Annotated in this window: 8 protein-coding genes; 6 read left to right on the top strand and 2 right to left on the bottom strand. The window is 53.7% G+C overall.

The window, feature by feature from the left end; all coding sequences use genetic code 11:
• The first annotated feature begins 397 nt into the window (after positions 1–397).
• The 4 genes from VEV40_RS17800 to VEV40_RS17785 all read left to right on the top strand — a co-directional run bounded on the left by VEV40_RS17800 (position 398) and on the right by VEV40_RS17785 (position 10,610).
• Positions 398–3,841: a TonB-dependent receptor gene (locus VEV40_RS17800; protein ID WP_324834274.1), complete on the top strand. Its 3,444-nt coding sequence runs from the start codon at positions 398–400 to the stop codon at positions 3,839–3,841.
• A 1,109-nt stretch (positions 3,842–4,950) separates the two neighbouring features.
• Entirely contained in the window at positions 4,951–7,689 is a 2,739-nt protein-coding gene (locus tag VEV40_RS17795) for an MGH1-like glycoside hydrolase domain-containing protein (RefSeq protein ID WP_324834272.1), read from the top strand.
• A gap of 18 nt (positions 7,690–7,707) precedes the next feature.
• On the top strand, positions 7,708–9,849 hold the full coding sequence (locus VEV40_RS17790; RefSeq protein WP_324834270.1) for an adenylate/guanylate cyclase domain-containing protein: 2,142 nt from the start codon (positions 7,708–7,710) through the stop codon (positions 9,847–9,849).
• On the top strand, positions 9,846–10,610 hold the full coding sequence (locus VEV40_RS17785) for an MBL fold metallo-hydrolase (RefSeq protein ID WP_324834269.1): 765 nt from the start codon (positions 9,846–9,848) through the stop codon (positions 10,608–10,610). Before VEV40_RS17790 ends, VEV40_RS17785 begins: the two co-directional genes overlap by 4 nt.
• A gap of 274 nt (positions 10,611–10,884) precedes the next feature.
• Here the strand turns inward: VEV40_RS17785 and VEV40_RS17780 are convergent, their stop codons facing one another.
• Entirely contained in the window at positions 10,885–13,059 is a 2,175-nt protein-coding gene (locus VEV40_RS17780) for a winged helix-turn-helix domain-containing protein (RefSeq protein ID WP_324834268.1), read from the bottom strand.
• Positions 13,060–13,259: 200 nt separating this feature from the next.
• Between VEV40_RS17780 and VEV40_RS17775 the strand changes: the two genes are divergently transcribed.
• Positions 13,260–14,213, top strand: a complete 954-nt coding sequence (locus VEV40_RS17775) for a DNRLRE domain-containing protein (protein ID WP_324834266.1) — start codon at positions 13,260–13,262, stop codon at positions 14,211–14,213.
• 354 nt (positions 14,214–14,567) lie between these two features.
• Positions 14,568–16,013, top strand: a complete 1,446-nt coding sequence (locus VEV40_RS17770) for a hypothetical protein (protein WP_324834264.1) — start codon at positions 14,568–14,570, stop codon at positions 16,011–16,013.
• Positions 16,014–16,187: 174 nt separating this feature from the next.
• Here VEV40_RS17770 and VEV40_RS17765 read toward each other — a convergent pair whose 3' ends face one another.
• On the bottom strand, positions 16,188–16,757 hold the full coding sequence (locus VEV40_RS17765) for a sigma-70 family RNA polymerase sigma factor (RefSeq protein ID WP_324834262.1): 570 nt from the start codon (positions 16,755–16,757) through the stop codon (positions 16,188–16,190).
• Positions 16,758–16,902 lie beyond the last annotated feature (145 nt).

Below are 16,902 nucleotides of genomic sequence, written 5' to 3'. Positions count from 1 at the left end.
TGAAAATGCCTGCCTTTCATATGTTCTCCGATTTAGACGCTTAAATCCACATCTCTCTTTCCGTAGGGCTTTTGTTTGGAATGATAATAAATTCACCAAACCGCAATTTATTAATGACTAGCCTTGACAGTGAAATGCAATGAGGGGTATCGTCCTTGCAAGTTTAAGCGCTTATTTTAAAAGTGCCGATTCATTAATTGAGCGCGCTTACTGGCTGATTTTCCCAGCGTTTTTATATTTGAGATATAAAAATTATGTTCTATCCGTAAAAAATTTCCTTGACAGTCATTCTTCCGGTTGAGTACAAGGTCAAACTAACCCCGTACCAGGCGACGAACCAGTTCTCTGTTTCGATCGCGGCAATACCTTTTGCATAGGCAGTGCTTTTTGGGAGGAAATGATGCGAAATCTTGCGGAATTACGATCTTTATTTCGAGTTCTGTCGCCGGCTTGTCTCCTGGCCAGCCTCATCTGTCTGGCCAGTACCGGTTTCGCGCAGGTTTCAACCGCATCGCTTAGCGGCGCGGCCCGCGATTCCAGTGGCGCGGTCATCACCAATGCGACCATTGTGTTGCACAGCGTGGACACATCGGTTGAACGCACCACCGTCTCCAACGGCGCGGGTGAATACGTATTTCTGAACATCACGCCGGGCCGGTACACCATGGAGGCGAAGGCCACCGGGTTCAGCTCACAGCAGATTCCCCAGTTCACCCTGACTGTCGGCCAGACCGCCACAATGAACTTCACGCTTGCGGTCGGATCTGAAACCCAGGTGGTGACCGTCGAAGCTGGCGCGCAGCAGATTGACCTGCGCGGGGCTGACCTGGGCGCGGTGATCGCCACCAAACAGGTCAACGAGATTCCGCTCAACGGACGAAACTTTACCCAGCTTCTCCAACTCACGCCAGGCGTCGCACCCATCATGACCGGGCAAGCTGCGGGAATGCAGAACAGCGGCGGCTTTGGCGCTCCGGTCACGATTGGCGCGGACTACAGCTTTCCCGCCGTCAATGGCCAGACGAACCGCAGCAACATGTACCTAATGGATGGCCTGAATGACTATGGCACCATCGAAAGCACTTACGCGGTTCCACCGATTATTGACGCTGTGCAGGAATTCAAGGTCGTTTCGCACACGGACAGCGCGGAATTCGGCTCTGTACTGGGTGGTGTCGTGAACGTCGTCACCAAGAGCGGCACCAACGATTTTCACGGTAACGCCTGGGAATATGTGCGCAATACTGTATTCGACGCGCGCAATTATTTCCTTCCAACTGATCAGCCGAAGCCTGCCTATCATGAGAACCAGTTCGGAGCCTCGTTCGGCGGTCCGGTATGGATTCCCAAGCTCTACAACGGCAGAAACAAGACATTTTTCTTTGGCGCCTACCAGGGATTCCGCTATTCAAAAGTGCAGGACACGAACTTGCTCGTGCCTACGCCGGCACAACTCGCTGGTGATGAAACAGGGCCATATCCGATTCCTCAAATCTATAATCCCTTCAGTACTACCTGCGACGCCAACGGAGTATGTACACGCACTCCGTTCACAGGTAATCAGATTCCTTCAAATCTGATCGACCAGACCATGGTTGCCTATGCTCAATTTGTCTTTCCTCAGGCTGGCCCCTATATTGCAAAATCAAATTCAAACGCGGTAGATACCACTCCTCTGATTCAGGACCAGAACGAGTTTGACGTTCGCGTCGACCAGAACTTTGGAGCGAAAGACTCCGCATGGTTCCGTTATAGCTTTACCAACAGTCAGGTGACTTCTTCAGGTGGCCTGCCCACTCTGCACCAGATACATCCAATCCAGTCGCGCGACTGGGGTGGGAGTTATGTCCACATTTTTAATCCAAGCCTGATTCTGCAGGCGCAGTATGCGCGCATTACCGTACTTGATAACGATGCCACACGCTTTATTGCATCCACCAGCGACATCTACAGCAAAGTAGGTTTTAGCAATGATTTTGCCAGCGGCTTTGCCGGCGCAAATGGAGGGTCGTTGATTCCAGGTCCTGGAATTAGTGGGCTCTCCAATGGTGGTGAGAGCATTTCCGATACACCCAAAGCGACTGATGTTCACGAGTTTCGCGGCACGGTAACGAAAATTATCGGAAATCACGAACTGAAATTCGGTGGTGGATACACGACGAACAATTTTGAGAGCCCGCTTTCGCAGATTGGATTGACCTTCGACTCCACGGGCACTGAAGATCCTTCGATTGGCGGAACTGGTGACCCCTTCTCGTCCTTCCTTCTCAATGTTCCGCACGGGGCCAACCGCCGAAATGTGAACGAGACTACGCGTCCGGGCGGCGTTTTGAGCGTCTTCGGTCAGGACTCATGGAAGGCGACGCCGAAACTCTCGCTTAACTTTGGACTGCGCTATGATTACACCTTTATTCCTCCTTACGGAAAGGAATCCACGGTTGGCGAGCAGGGCGGTATAGAAACTGGCGACATGGATTTCAGCAATGGAACCTATGTCGTGCAGAAGTTGCCTCCTCCATGCAGCGTGCGCGGCCATGCGCCCTGCATTCCCGGGGACGGCACTTTGCCTGACCATGTGGTCGTAGACCCGCGCGGCAAGATTGCCCACAACGTCGGCACAAATTTTGGACCGCGATTCGGCTTCGCTTATGCCGTCAATGACAAAACGGTCGTGCGCGGCGCGTTCGGCATCGTGTTTGATAACTGGGCTGCCGTAACCCAGATGGCGCAGAACATCGAAGGCGCATGGCCTGACATCGGACAACAGATTCAGACCACATTGAACCAGCCAACCTCAGCTCAACCAACGCCCAACGTACAGGCGCAGAACCCGCTAGTGGCTAGCGGCAGCGGCCTCTTCCCGCCGGCGACGCCGTTCACCAACAATACCTGGTTCTATGATCCGAACATCAAGAACCCGTATTCCGAGCAGTGGAATCTCGGCGTGCAGCGGCAGCTGAATTCGTCAACGGCATTAACGATCAACTACGTCGGTTCCGGTTCGCACCGGACTAATGTCGGCGGCTATTACAACACCGCCCTTAGACCTGGCCTGGGAGATATTACCCTACGTCAGCCTTATCCTTACAGCATTCCGACTTTTTACGACCGAAGCGCAGGTTTTGCTGACTACAACGCGTTGCAGGTTGAGTTTGACCGACGGTATACCAGCGGGTTCTCGTACGGCGTCTCTTATACCTATTCCAAAGCCATGACCGAGGACGATGGCTGGTTCGGCGTGGAAGGCTCGCTCCCACAGAATCCCTATGATCCTGCGGCCAATCGTTCCGCATCAGGCTTTGATCTGACCCATGTGCTTTCAATCAACTCGCTTTATGAAATTCCTGTTGGGAAGGGCAAGAGATTTTCAACCGGCAACGGTGTTTTGGACTACATCCTGGGTAACTGGCAGATTAATGCTTTGATAACAGGTCGCAGCGGACAGACTTTCTCACCCGTATATGGCACAGATAGAGCCAATATCGGAGGCAGCTTTGTCTATCTAAACCGGGTAGGTAGCCCACATCTATCGAACAGGTCTGCAGCCCAGTGGTTCAATACCGCTGCATATCAGGTCCCTGCGCTGGGAACATTCGGGAACGCGGGACGAAACTCTCTGCGATCTCAGCCCTATTGGGACTTTAGCCCGTCGGTCATTCGCAGCTTCCCGATATGGGAGAACCTGCGGTTTGAGTTCCGAGCCGAGGCGTTTAACGCTCTCAACCATACAGTCTTCAGTCCGCCCGGCGGCGATCTGAGCAACCCGTCAAGCTTTGGCGTGGTTACAAGCACTGCGAACTACGCGCGCGAGTTGCAGTTGAGTGGCAAGATCATCTTCTGATCAACGATTTGGGTACAGCCTTAAGCTCTCGACCCTTCAGCACTGCTGGAAGAAGGGAAGCGTTCAGCCCTTTTACAGGAGACCGACGGATTTCCGGGTTCAGTCAATTCGGAAGCAACTTCGCAGAAATTGCGGCGGATGTAAATAATTGATTCTTCTATGGTGGCGCAGCAGGATTCGAACCTACGAACTTCCAATGTGTGAAGAATAATCTAACTGTAACTATTGATTCTAGGTTGGCATCAGTGACACACTCAAGCATCTTAGGACACCCATAATCGAGTTTCAGACTTGGTCAGCGTCTTCGCGAAATTGGAATTCGCTGCTAAGTTGCCGCGCTCGCGGTTTGCGGCACCCCGGCTTCACTCTACTGCAAGGCTCACTGTCGCGGGGCGTCCGCCAGCCTCGGTCAGGCATTACCTTTATGGCGGTTCCACTCTCTGTGATCACCGTGCCCGAGGGCGCCTACGTCGAGCAGAAATCCCTCTGGACAATTTAGCGGTGGGAGCGGACTGTACACGGCAATTCTCCAAACCATTGACTCCGCGGCAGTAAGAGGTATTTCGGCTACTGGCCGAAGGTCGTCCTATGAAGGAAGTAGCAGACATTCTCAATGTCAGCGAAAAACTGTCATGTTCCACAAGTATCGCATCTGAAAATGTTCAACCTGAAGAAGAACGCAGAGCTGGTGCTGTTTGCATTCAACCGTCATCTGACTTCTCCCGGATTTGGTTCAGACGGAATGATCTCTCAATTTGCCTGCTGGCATTACCGATGCATATCTCGACATGAAGATCGATCGCATTTGGCTCATGTGCATTCCCGCTTTGTGGAATACCATCCCAGTACCAATCTTTGCGATGGCCTTTGACTTTACGTACACAGTTTTGCTCCGGTTCGTAAACACAGGGCCGCTGTTGACAAACGGCGGCCCAAGGGAGAAAGTGTTCGCACGTTGCGGGGAGAGGAATCCATGGGCTCTTATATGCAATTTCAAGAAACACCTGAGTAACGAGAGATCAGACTCTCGTGCTTTCTTCTCTCCAGGCATCCAGGCCGTCTGAAAGTAACCAGCCTTCAGTACCGGAACTGCCAAAAGGAAGGAAGAAATGACCTCGACTACAGGTCAATCGCCATCAACTTTGGAACATCCAGTTGAAAAAATCGCTTCGGTCAAGGTTCCGACCGCGATAGAGACTGCGGAAGGGCAACGATTGCTGGCGACTCATGGAAAGCTCCTGTGGCGTCGTTGGGGGCCTTATGTGAGCGAGCGTTCCTGGGGAACGGTTCGGGAGGACTACAGTCCAAACGGAGCCGCGTGGGATTACCTCTCCCATGATGCCTCGCGGAGCAAGGCTTACCGCTGGGGTGAAGACGGTATGGCAGCAATCTGCGATCGCTATCAGCTTCTAGTGTTCGGCCTTGCTTTGTGGAATAACAAAGATCCAATTCTGAAAGAGCGCGCCTTCGGCCTGACGCCCAGCGAGGGCAATCATGGCGAAGACGTGAAGGAGTATTACTTCTACCTCGACAGCACTCCGACCCATTCCTACATGAAGTATCTGTACAAATATCCGCAAGCGAGCTACCCGTACGAGTGGCTGCTAGAGGAAAACCGGAAGCGGTGCGGCCAAGGATACGAATTCGAACTTCTTGACACACGCATTTTCGACGAGAACCGCTATTTCGACGTGTTTGTCGAATACGGCAAAGCGTCCGCCGAGGATATTTGCGTGCGCATCGAAGCGGTGAACCGCGGACCGGATGCTGCTCCCCTGCATATTATTCCGCAGCTTTGGTTCCGCAATATCTGGGCGTGGACAAAGCCTCGCGGCACGCCGCCCATTATCGCTGATGGGCCTAAGGGCGAGGGCACCATTAGCCTGGTCGCTGATGATGCCTCTGCTGAGCGCCTCAAAAACCTGCCGTTCGACTACTCGCTTGGCAAACACTACCTTTACACGCACGCAGATGGGCAACCTCTATTCACTGACAACGAAACGAACTCATGGCGACTCTATGCGGTTCCAAGCGCAAACCACTATTTCAAGGATGCCTTCCACCAAGCGATTGTGGACGGCGAACACGAAACCCTGAACCCGGACCGTACGGGATCGAAAGCCTGCATTCATTACGAATACACAGTCCCTACTGGCGGCTCGGTCGTGGTGCGGTTGCGGCTTACGCCGGAACTCCTCAAGGCTCCACTGCAGGATGTTGATCAGATAATCGTGCAGCGCCGGGCGGAAGCCGACGAGTTTTATGCCGCCATCCATCCGCCAAAGGCAACAGAGGATGAAAAGTGTATTCAGCGGCAGGCATTCGCAGGTCTGCTTTGGACAAAACAAATATACCTCTTCGATGTAAGTGCGTGGTTTGATGGCGATGACCCCAGGTTCCCTCCGCCCGGTTCGCGGTCATTGGTTCGAAACAAGCACTGGCGGCACCTCAATTCCATGCGCGTGTTGTCCATGCCTGACAAATGGGAATATCCATGGTTCGCCGCGTGGGATCTTGCCTTCCATACCGTACCTTTCGCGCTGATCGACCCGGAATTTGCGAAGGAGCAATTATTTCTGATGTTGTTCGAACAATTTCAACACCCGAGTGGGCAGATTCCGGCCTACGAATGGGAATTCTCCGACCTGAATCCTCCAGTACACGCCTGGGCTGTCTGGCGCGTATACAACATGGACAAGGGGCGGACCGGTAAAGGTGACCGAGAATTTCTTGAGAAGTGCTTCCATAAGTTGCTGATCAACTTTGCGTGGTGGGTCAACAAAGTGGACAGTGCCGGTAACAACGTCTTCGAAGGCGGTTTCCTCGGGTTAGACAACATCACCGTCATCGATCGCAGTGAGAAGCTCCCGGGAGGAGCGGTGCTGGAGCAATCTGATGCTACCGGATGGATGGGTATGTACTGTCTCAACCTGATGCGCATCGCCTTGGAGCTTGCGGAGGAAAACAAGACATATGAGAGCCTTGCGCTGAAGTTTTTCGAACACTACATCTACATTGGCGCAGCGATGAAAAATATGGGCGGACGGAAGTATTCGCTCTGGGATGAAGACGATGGGTTTTTCTATGATGTGCTCCGCTTCCCTGACGGAAGCTTCAACAAGTTCCGCGTTCGCTCCTTGGTTGGAATCGTCCCACTTTACGCAGCGGAAACGCTGAGGCTTGACGACATTGAGAACTTCCAGGAATTCAAGACTAACTTCCTATGGTTTGTGAAGAATCGCAAGCAGCTCACGGACAGCTGCTGCCATTACATTGCACGAAAAAAACAATATGAACTCACAATTGTGGATGAAGATCAACTTCGGCGACTGCTGGAGCGGATTCTCAGTCCGGAGGAATTCCTCTCCGACTTTGGCATCCGCAGCTTGTCCAAATACCACGGTAAGAATCCCTTCATCTTTGGGAACAGCGAAGTGTGCTACGACCCAGCGGAGTCTAACAATAAGATCAAGGGTGGCAATTCAAACTGGCGTGGACCCATCTGGTTTCCGACGACATTTCTGATAATTGAGTCGCTAAGGACGCTTGGCGCCGGCTACGGCAACGACTTCAAGCTGAGCATCCCCGACGATTCTGATGGCGACCGAGACCTGTTCCAGATTGCAGGCGAGATAGCCAACAGAATGATCCGCATCTTTACACGCAATGAGGACGGAAGGCGGCCGGTTTACGGCGGGACAACAAAGTTCCAAGAGGACCCGTACTGGAAAGACTTGATTCTGTTCTACGAGTTCTATCACGGGGATAATGGCGCTGGTATTGGGGCCTCACACCAGACTGGTTGGAGCGCGCTCGTAGCGGCACTCATCGAGGACTGGAGGCGGTAACGGGGAGACGGAGGCATTATGAAGAAGTTTGCGCACTGGAGCATTCGCTATAAGCTGCTTTCTCTTCTCCTGTTGTTAGGCGTGATGACGTTTGCCGTCACGGGAACGATCGCTTATATCAAGTACCTTAATGCTTTGAAGCGGGACGTGATGAATCAGCTTACCGGCCTCAACCGTGCGAAGCAGTTTCAGATCGAGGACTACTACCAAACAATCCATAACCATGCTGCGACTTTAAGCGACGACCGCATGTTCATCGATGCGATGAGGGAATTCAGCGCTGCTTATCAGAAGCTCAACGCCACTGCCATTCCAGCAGAAGCCATGGAAGCAGTGCGAGAAGACTACAAAGATCACTTCTACCCTGATATGCAAAAGCTCGGCATGGCTCGCGGCCGTTACGAGGATTATTTGCCCTTTACCCCTGCGGCGATTCAACTGCAAGACCTCTACATCATCAAAAATCCGAACCCTCAAGGGCATCGCGACGAGTTGGCCAATGCTGGAGACGGCAGCGATTACAGCAGAGTCCACGAAAAATACCACCGCTCGTTTCAAAACATCATCAAGAAGTTCGGCTACTACGATCTCTATCTCATCGACTATGACACGGGGCGTATTGTCTACGACGTGGCCAAAGACCGGGATTTTGGCACTAGCCTAAAAGAGGGTCCCTACCGGGACAGCAATCTGGCCAGGGTTATTAGGCAATGTGCGGCTACGAACAATCCAGATGATGTTTTTTTCTCAGACTTTGAGCCCTATGAGGCTTCGAAGGGTGAGCCAACACAGTACGTTGCCAGCCCGATCTGGGATGGGCAGGACCGTCTCGGCATACTCGCCCTCCAACTCTCAACAGTAGCCATTGACGACGTGATGACTGACAAGCACGGATGGGAACGGGATGGTCTGGGACAGACTGGCGAGTCGGTCATTATAGGAGACGATTACCTGCTGCGCACAAATGCTCGTCAATATCTCGAGAACCCGGATGTATTTCTTGCCAGGCTGAAAGCCAACGGAGTGCCTGAAGAGAAACTGGACCGGATTCGCATCTACAAGACAACTATCCTTCAGATTCAGGCCAAGTTTCCTTCAGTGATAGCGGCCCTGGGGGGTAAAGAAGGAACAACCATCGAGAGAAATGTGAGGGGGCAAGGGACCGCTTCGCTGGTGTCGTACATGCCCTTGCATATCGAAGGCCTCCATTGGGCAATTGCGTCCCGCATGTTTTTGGCTGAGGCCCTTAAACCTGTGAGCGAAATGCAACGGCTGTTCAGCTGGTGGGGCACGGGTCTGTTGTTGTTAACCGTAATAGCTGCCTGGTACATGACCCGCCAGATCCTGCGGCCAGTCAATGCTCTGGTGGCGGCAGCGCAGAAGGTAGCCGCCGGAGACCTCACCGCAAAGGTTGAGTGGAAATATAAGGACGAACTAGGAATTCTTTCCGATACATTCAATTCGATGACGAAGAGTATTCGCGAGAAGACGGAGTTAATCGAGCAGAAGAACCGCGAAAATGAGAGGCTGCTCCTCAATATCCTTCCGCCGGAAATCGCGACCCGCCTCAAAGGAGGAGAACATGAGATTGCCGACAGCTTTGCGGATGTCACCGTATTGTTCGGCGATCTCGTAGGATTCACAGCGATGTCGAGCCAGACATCTCCGGCGGAAATCGTTGAAATGCTGAACGGTCTGTTCAGCCTGTTCGATGAGACAGCCCACGAACTGGGCATCGAAAAAATAAAAACGATCGGTGACTGTTACATGGCCGTCTGCGGTTTGCCCAGGCTCTGTTCCGATCATGCTGACAGAATGGCACGCATGGCGCTTCGCATGCTTGAGGCCACCGAGCAATATGGCAAAGAGGTGGGACTGAACCTACGGTTGCGAATCGGGATCAATTCAGGTCCGGTAGTGGCCGGCGTCATCGGAGCTACCAAGTTCATTTACGACCTCTGGGGCGACACCGTCAATCTTGCAAGTCGCATGGAATCGACAGGCGTGCCTGGAGAGATTCAAGTCACGCGCAGCGTGTACGAGCGCTTGAAGGACAGTTTCGAGTTCGAAAGCCGCGGGGTCGTCCAGGTGAAAGGAAAGGGAGAGATCGAAGCGTGGCTGCTGCACGGTCAACTGCGCGCCGCCGAGGTGCTCCAATGAAAATCAAACTTCTAGGGTCATCAGTGCCGGATCCCGCCCGGCGCCAATACGTCAGCAGCTATGTAATCAATGGAACAGTGGCTATCGATGCGGGTTGCCTGGGAAGTTATGGCACTCCGCAAGAGCAGGAATCAATCCGGCATGTGTTTCTTACCCATTCTCATATGGACCACACCGCTAGTCTGCCGATTTTCGTTGAGAATGCCTGGACGCCTGCGGAAAATTGCCCCCGCATTTACGGAAGCTCCGATACACTTGATGCCGTACAGAAGCACATTTTCAACGAGGTCATGTGGCCAGACTTCATAGCGCTTTCCAGGAGCATGCCACCTTTCCTGCATTTTTGTCCGCTCCAAGTTGAGGTTCCCGTGGAAGCCGATGGTTTTCGGATTATTCCTGTTCCAGTCAACCACGTGGTCCCGACCTTTGCCTATGTGGTCAGCAACGGAGTGACCGCGGTGATCTTTGGGGCTGATTCAGGACCGACTATGCGATTGTGGGAGGTCGCTCGCCAGACCACCGGTCTTCGTGCGGTCTTTCTGGAGGCTTGCTTCCCCAACTCTCTGACGGGCCTGGCTGAGGCGTCTCTTCACCTGACTGCCGAGATGTTCGGCCGCGAGGTTGCGAAAATGCCGACCGGAATCAAAATAGTAGCCGTACACATCAAGGTCCGATATCGCGAGCAAGTCGTCCGCGAATTGGAGGCCCTGCAGCTTCCCAACCTGGAAATTGGAGAGTGCGAAAAGGAGTATGATTTTTGATCCTTCGCGGCAACGGAGCGATTTCGTTTTCGCCAGCTTTTCACCTTCTGTTCTGCCCGTGTATCTGTCTAAGTGGTGATGAATTACTGCGATGTCCGGTCCTGGACCGAGATTAGACCGGGTGGTCTCGCAAGTAGGCACGAGCACCGCAATTCAACAGCCGGAACATCAACGCCCCGCTGATCCTTAAAAGTGTGGGTTTTGGTAACAGCATTGATTGCGTTGGCCGAGTTACAATTCACCCCATTTCATTTTGCGTATCGTCATTGAAGGTTCAGTGAAAGAGAAGGTCAAGCCCGTAGATTTCCTGGACGCTGCGGTCGCGCATCAGGAGTGGCGCGCCATCGGGGGTGAGCCCGACCCAACCGGCGTAGATATCGCCGGACTGAGGGAAATCCCTAAAGCTCAGGACGGATTCTACTGCACGGTCTTTGATGTTTACTCTTATGAGTTCTTGCGGATTCGTGCGCACATAGACGTAATTGCCGTCGCGCGACCATTCGTTGTATCCGATATGTTCCGATTCCGCCAGCATCGACCAGTGATTCGTAGCTGTATCGAATAACATCAGCTTTGTGGAATCATTGCTAAGAGCGGCGATATATAGCCCGTTGGGAGATACTCGGGGCGAATAAAGTCCATCAGAGCCGGGAATAGCTGAAACGTTCCCGGTCTTCAAATCGAGCCGGTAAATAGCGCTCCTGTCCATGTCCATGCCGTCCCGTTTATGAAAAATGATGGACTCGCCATCGGGTGACCAGGTTGGGTCTCCTTCGACGTCATTGTTTTTTGGATCTACAAGCACCTGTGGGCTTCCACCCGACGATGAAATCAGGGCAACCTTCCAGGGGCGGTAGAACCGGTCATCCGAAAATGCGATCCTGGAACTGTCAGGAGACCAGCGCGGTCCATAGGCTCTCACCGGAGGAAACGTGAGTTGCGTCTTCTCGCTACCATCCACTCGGCTGCGCCAAAGCGTCCCATCCGGGTACGTAACATAGGCAATCCACTTTCCATCGGGCGAGAAATCCACTGGACCAGCGGAGAGGCCCGGGAGATACGGATCGAATCGTCGAGTGCGCTCGTCATAACGGAATAGCTCGACGCGAGGCTCTTCGCCGAGCACAAAAAGGCGTTTTCCGTCGGGGCTGGGGAGAGGAGCGCTGAAACGCAAAGGCCCGGATGCCAAAAGCCTTGGAGCAGTACCCGTTCTGCGAAAGACAGATCGGCGCTCGGACATCACCCAGATGGCCTGATCGGTGCCTCGACCCGCCTGAAAATAGTAATAATCGCCATCCGGTGACCAGTTTCCGCAGCACTGGTATGGAGGTAGTTGCTGGTTCGGAAACAGCGGGTGAAGTTTCCTTCCGTTCGCGTCCATTTCCCAGATAGAGCTGGAATCCATTTCCTGATGTAGGACATCAAAGCGCATCCGGCGACCATCCGGCGAAAACCGAAGCGAGAGCACATTACCCGCAACTTTCGCCAGTTCGCGCGGCTCACTCCCATCCTTATTTGCCATTGTGATTGCGTTTCCGTCCGCATAAACAATGTGCGTTCCGTCCGGTGTCCAACAGGCCGCTGACACGAGAAGCTTTCCAATGCGACGAGGGGTACCCACAGGCAGCGGCTGCACCCATAGTTCGGACAGAGAAGACACGCTGTCCCCGTTCGTGACCAGCAACTCCGAACGGTTGGGGGAGATGTCGTGGACGGCGCCAACTTCCCGAAGGGTGGTCAAAATCCATGTAGTCTCGCCTCCGGCCTGCGACAGTTGCGCGATCCGGGAGCCAGTTGTCCAGGGCTTTCCTTCGATGAAATAGAGGCGGGCGCCGTCCGTGACCGGCGCATACAGAGGATTTTTCGCTTTTCCGTCATTGGTGATTCGGACTGAATTGATCACTGTCGGGATACGCGGCTGGGTATACCAGATGGCCGCTCCGAGCAGGAACAGGATTGTTAAAGCAATCGAAAGCGTCCATATCCAGGTCCGACGCGAGGATGAAGGTGCGCGAGCCGTCTCCACGCTCCCATTCACCCCGGCCGTGATTTCTGTGTTTTCGGAGTGGATATTTGTGGCTGAATGCTCCCGAATCCCATTCCTCACGGGCAGCTCGGTCACCGGAGCGATGAAGCGATACCCGCGTCGCGGAATGGTTTCGATGAATCGCGGGTTGTCGGCTGAGTCGCCGAAAAGAATGCGCAGTTTTCTGATCGCTGTATTCAGCCCTTCGTCAAAGCCGACATAGGTATCTGCGGGCCAGAGCGTGATCTGTATTTGCTCACGGGTGACGATCTGACCGGAATGCTCCAGCAGCAGAGCAAGCACCCTGAATGGCTGGTCCTGAAGGGGCACTCTCCGGCCCTGCCGCAGTACCTCACCCGATGCCAGGTCAACTTCAAAGAGCCCGGTGCTGATGCGACGGCCAGAGTTAGCGGGAGCTTTCATACTTTCCTCCCGGGAGAGACCGTATCTTACCGCACAAGCTGCGTTCAGAGAAACGGATAAATCATTGCAGAGCTTTCTGTTAACAAGTCAGGCAGAATTCAGACGCAGTCAATGGACTCAGCGTACCCCTTGGACTAAGAAAGCGGACACTGCCGATGTTGGGTTGGAGGACGAACCAAATCAGCACGAGGAGAAGAACAATGATTCGCTCCACTGCGCTTATGTGCATGGTTTTGGCGTTAGGAGGTATTGCGGTTGCCCAGGCGCCGCCCGCGGCTGATACCTTCACCTTTTCAAGCCAGCAGGGGGCGAACTTCGGAAGTTGGCCCTTGCTTCTGGTCGAGAAAGATGCAACTACTTACCTGAAGTTTAACCTCGCCGCATTGCCGGCAAACGCCACTGTGGCCAAGGCAACTCTGCGTCTCTATGTTGACTCGGTCCAGCAGGCGGGCAGCTTCGATGCCTACGAGATCGATTCGGCGTGGACTGAAAGCGGGCTTACGGCGAAAAGTGCGCCGCCTCTTGGAGCCTCGGCGACCGGCGGAAATCCTGTTGCAGTTGCCGCGTCCAGCAATGCCCATTTCATCCTGCTGGATGTGACAAGCCTGGTGCAGAGATGGTTTGGCGGCCAGACCGCGAACAATGGTCTCGCGCTCTCCCTGACCGGCACACAAGGACAGTTCACATTTGATTCCAAAGAATCCGACTTTACCAGCCACGAGCCTGAGTTGCTGATTGCACTGAACGGACCTGCCGGTGCGCAGGGACCGCAAGGGCTGGCTGGGCCAGCGGGGCCTCCGGGATCAATGGGGCCTTTCGGACCGGCCGGACCACAAGGGCCTGCGGGGCCGCAAGGACCAGCAGGCGGGATCGGGACTCTCGTCACGAAGATTTTTGTAGACGGACCTTTCATTGTCCAGCCCGGAGGTTTCTTTGGTGACAATCGCTCCTGTACGGATCCCGCCTATCCAATTCTGCTTTCCGGCGGCTTCCAGAAGTCTCTGGACTTCAATTTTGAGATAGCAACGAACGCTCCGGGAGGCTTCGACCCCATTTTGGGGTCAAGGCCAGGTGTTTGGCTGGTCGACGGATTCAACGGTGGTGCGCAAGAGGGGAGCATTTACGTATTTGTACTTTGCGGCGGCTTTCAATAGCTCCGGAGCAGGTTTGAGTCGTTGTCGAACGAACAGAGGAGGTGGATTCATGGCTGCCGGACAAAATGCGGATGGGCGCCTTGAAGTGTTTGCACGAGGAATCGACAACGCGCTGATTCACTCCCACCAGGAATCGCCAGGAGGACCCTGGAGCAAACTGGGGTTCCCTAAGGGAGACGCAAGAGGGCACCGCCCCAACGGAGTTCAGAGAAGCAAATAAATCTTTTGCGGAGCTTTCTTTTAACAAGTCGGGTGATTCGAGTTCTGCAAGTGCAAATTCTGATGGGCACTCAGGTACAGGTTGAAAGGCCTCTTGCCAAACGGCAAGCCAAATCGTGAAAGGAAGGATCGGCAATGGGCATTCCCGTCGCACTGACAGAAAATTTTGTTTATGAGATTGCCGACAGCCCTTTGAATCCCGCTGGGTTCGGTGAGGCATTCCGGCGGACTGCGGCGCTTGCAGCGACGTGCGAGGCAGATCTGACAACACTGGAAACTTTGTTCGGTGTAAATGGGGGGTTCGGCTCTACGAATCGCGTAAATGTCAGCATAGACAGCAGCATCGCGCCGAAATATCTTGGCTTCAACGAAGGTTTCCACAACGACGGCACCACCAAGATCCAAATCGTTCCCTTTGCTGGCCAGCCGACTGCAGATGAAGCCGTCCGCGCGATTTTTGTAGCCGAGATGGCTGAAGTGCTGATGGACTTTCGCAACCAAATCACCGGGAAGCCGACTTGGGATCCCGGCGACAGCATGGGGGAGGCGCTTTCAAGAGTCTGCGCAGCTGTGGTGCGCCCCAAAGGTTATATTGATGCGGGCCTGAGCCCCGGGATATCTCGATGGATGAACTACCTGAACATATCCTTTGTCCAGGCAATTCCGGTGCTCGATTCACACCGGCCTAATTTCGTCGACAAAGACGATATTACAGATTCGAATCCCGTTTCGTTCGGGTGTGGGATTCTCTTTATCTATTACCTTTTGTCCCAGCTTGGACACTCACTCGAAGAGATCATTGCGAAGGCCAGCCTCACACTTGGGAATACTTATGAGAACCTCACAGGACAGCCGAACGGTTGGACCACGTTTACCGACCTTCTCGACTTGTATTTTCCCGAATTGCCGATTCTCGCCTATCAGCCTACAGGCGATAATCTCTTTCCCTTACCTCGTCTAGTGAGCCTTACTTTGTTGCCAGCGTCGGTGGCTGCTGGAGAAATCGCACGTGCGACGGTGAAATTGGACGCACCCTTTGCGCCTATCAGTCTGAATGTGACAACACTCTCGTTAGATCCGAGTTTCGCCACCGTACCGCCCAAGGTCACCATACCCGCGAATAGCCAGAAGGTGACTTTTGTTGTCAACACGCCGTTTATCGGCGGCGTTTTCAAGACCGCCAGCGTTGTGATCTGCGCCAGCCTGGGTGGAATCACGGTATCGGCCACCCTGGAAGTGAAACCGACTGTTGAAGCCGGCATCCTGAAGAGCCTTTCGTTGAATCCCTCCACAGTGACAGGCGGTGACACCAGCGAGGGAACAGTCACTCTGGAAGCAGCGGTCTCTACGCCCACCTTGGTTGGCATCGCCGCCTTGGATTCCGGCGGCGGTCCCGGTATTATTCCGCGAATCGCCAAATCGACGACTGCCAGCGTCAGTCCCAGCGTTACCGTCAACGCAGGTTGTACTCAGGCGACATTCCTCATCAAGACCTCTGCTGCGCGGACGGGACCGGCGCGGACCGCAACTATCGTTGCCGGAGCTGTGGTAACGAAAACCGCAGTACTGACTGTTGAATAACCATGCCTGCAAGGCGGCGAAGTATTTTGAATCTCGCGCACTTTCGTGCGCAGGAAACGGATCAAGCCGGGAAGAGGTTAAGCCTCAACCCTACTACTAAATCCATAAGATATGGGATATGACGCAGCATCTTTCGCTGAGAAAATGAAGTCAGAGCAGATGTGCATCTGGACCCTAAGCAGGAAGCTTCTGTATTTCTTTGAAGAGCCAGATCCTGGCCAATGCCCAGTCCCTTTTCACGGATCGCTCTGATATGTTCAAAATATTTCCTATCTCCTCTATGGACAGTCCACCGAAATAACGCAGCTCGACGACTTTTGCTTGCCTCGGGTTCAATTCGTCAAGGTGATTAAGGGCTTCATGCAAGGCAAGTACTTCACTTGAACGTTTCTCGGAGATCGCAAGTTCCTCCTTCAACTCAACGCGCTGAAGTTGACCGCCCCTCCTTTCGGCGTGGTGTGCTCGTGCGTGGTCGACTAACACGCGACGCATGACATTTGCGGCAACCACGATGAAATGCTGGCGCCCCTGCCAGTCGATCTCATTATTCACTAGACGCAAATAGGCCTCATTGATCAGAGCTGTCGCCTGCAAGGTATGATCAGGTCGCTCCCGTCGCATATATGAGCTGGCTAATCGATGAAGCTCCTTATAGACGAGAGGCAATAGCTTCTCCGCCGCAGACTCATCTCCGTTCTTCATAGCCTGCAATAGCAAAGTGGCTTGACCTTGAACTGCGTGCATTGGAATTAGCCTCCAGCTTGATCGCATAGGTAGCCCTATGTCGAGGTAACCGTTATGTGGACCTAGGGATCCGGGACGCTGAACTTAACAGCCTAAGCTTGGCGTGCTTCAGACTGCAAGTCCCTTTCCACTGCGAGACTAGTTC

It is taken from the genome of Alloacidobacterium sp. (genome assembly GCF_035631355.1).
Lineage (GTDB): Bacteria > Acidobacteriota > Terriglobia > Terriglobales > Acidobacteriaceae > Alloacidobacterium.
Note: the sequence above shows the minus strand (reverse complement) of the source record. Positions and strands in the feature narration are given on the sequence as shown.

Excerpts from the sequence above, each read along its gene's own strand:
- VEV40_RS17795 (WP_324834272.1), top strand. The coding sequence starts at position 4,951 with ATGACCTCGACTACAGGTCAATCGCCATCAACTTTGGAACATCCAGTT.
- VEV40_RS17770 (WP_324834264.1), top strand. The coding sequence starts at position 14,568 with ATGGGCATTCCCGTCGCACTGACAGAAAATTTTGTTTATGAGATTGCC.
- VEV40_RS17800 (WP_324834274.1), top strand. The coding sequence starts at position 398 with ATGATGCGAAATCTTGCGGAATTACGATCTTTATTTCGAGTTCTGTCG.
- VEV40_RS17780 (WP_324834268.1), bottom strand. The coding sequence starts at position 13,059 with ATGAAAGCTCCCGCTAACTCTGGCCGTCGCATCAGCACCGGGCTCTTT.
- VEV40_RS17790 (WP_324834270.1), top strand. The coding sequence starts at position 7,708 with ATGAAGAAGTTTGCGCACTGGAGCATTCGCTATAAGCTGCTTTCTCTT.
- VEV40_RS17785 (WP_324834269.1), top strand. The coding sequence starts at position 9,846 with ATGAAAATCAAACTTCTAGGGTCATCAGTGCCGGATCCCGCCCGGCGC.
- VEV40_RS17775 (WP_324834266.1), top strand. The coding sequence starts at position 13,260 with ATGATTCGCTCCACTGCGCTTATGTGCATGGTTTTGGCGTTAGGAGGT.
- VEV40_RS17765 (WP_324834262.1), bottom strand. The coding sequence starts at position 16,757 with ATGCACGCAGTTCAAGGTCAAGCCACTTTGCTATTGCAGGCTATGAAG.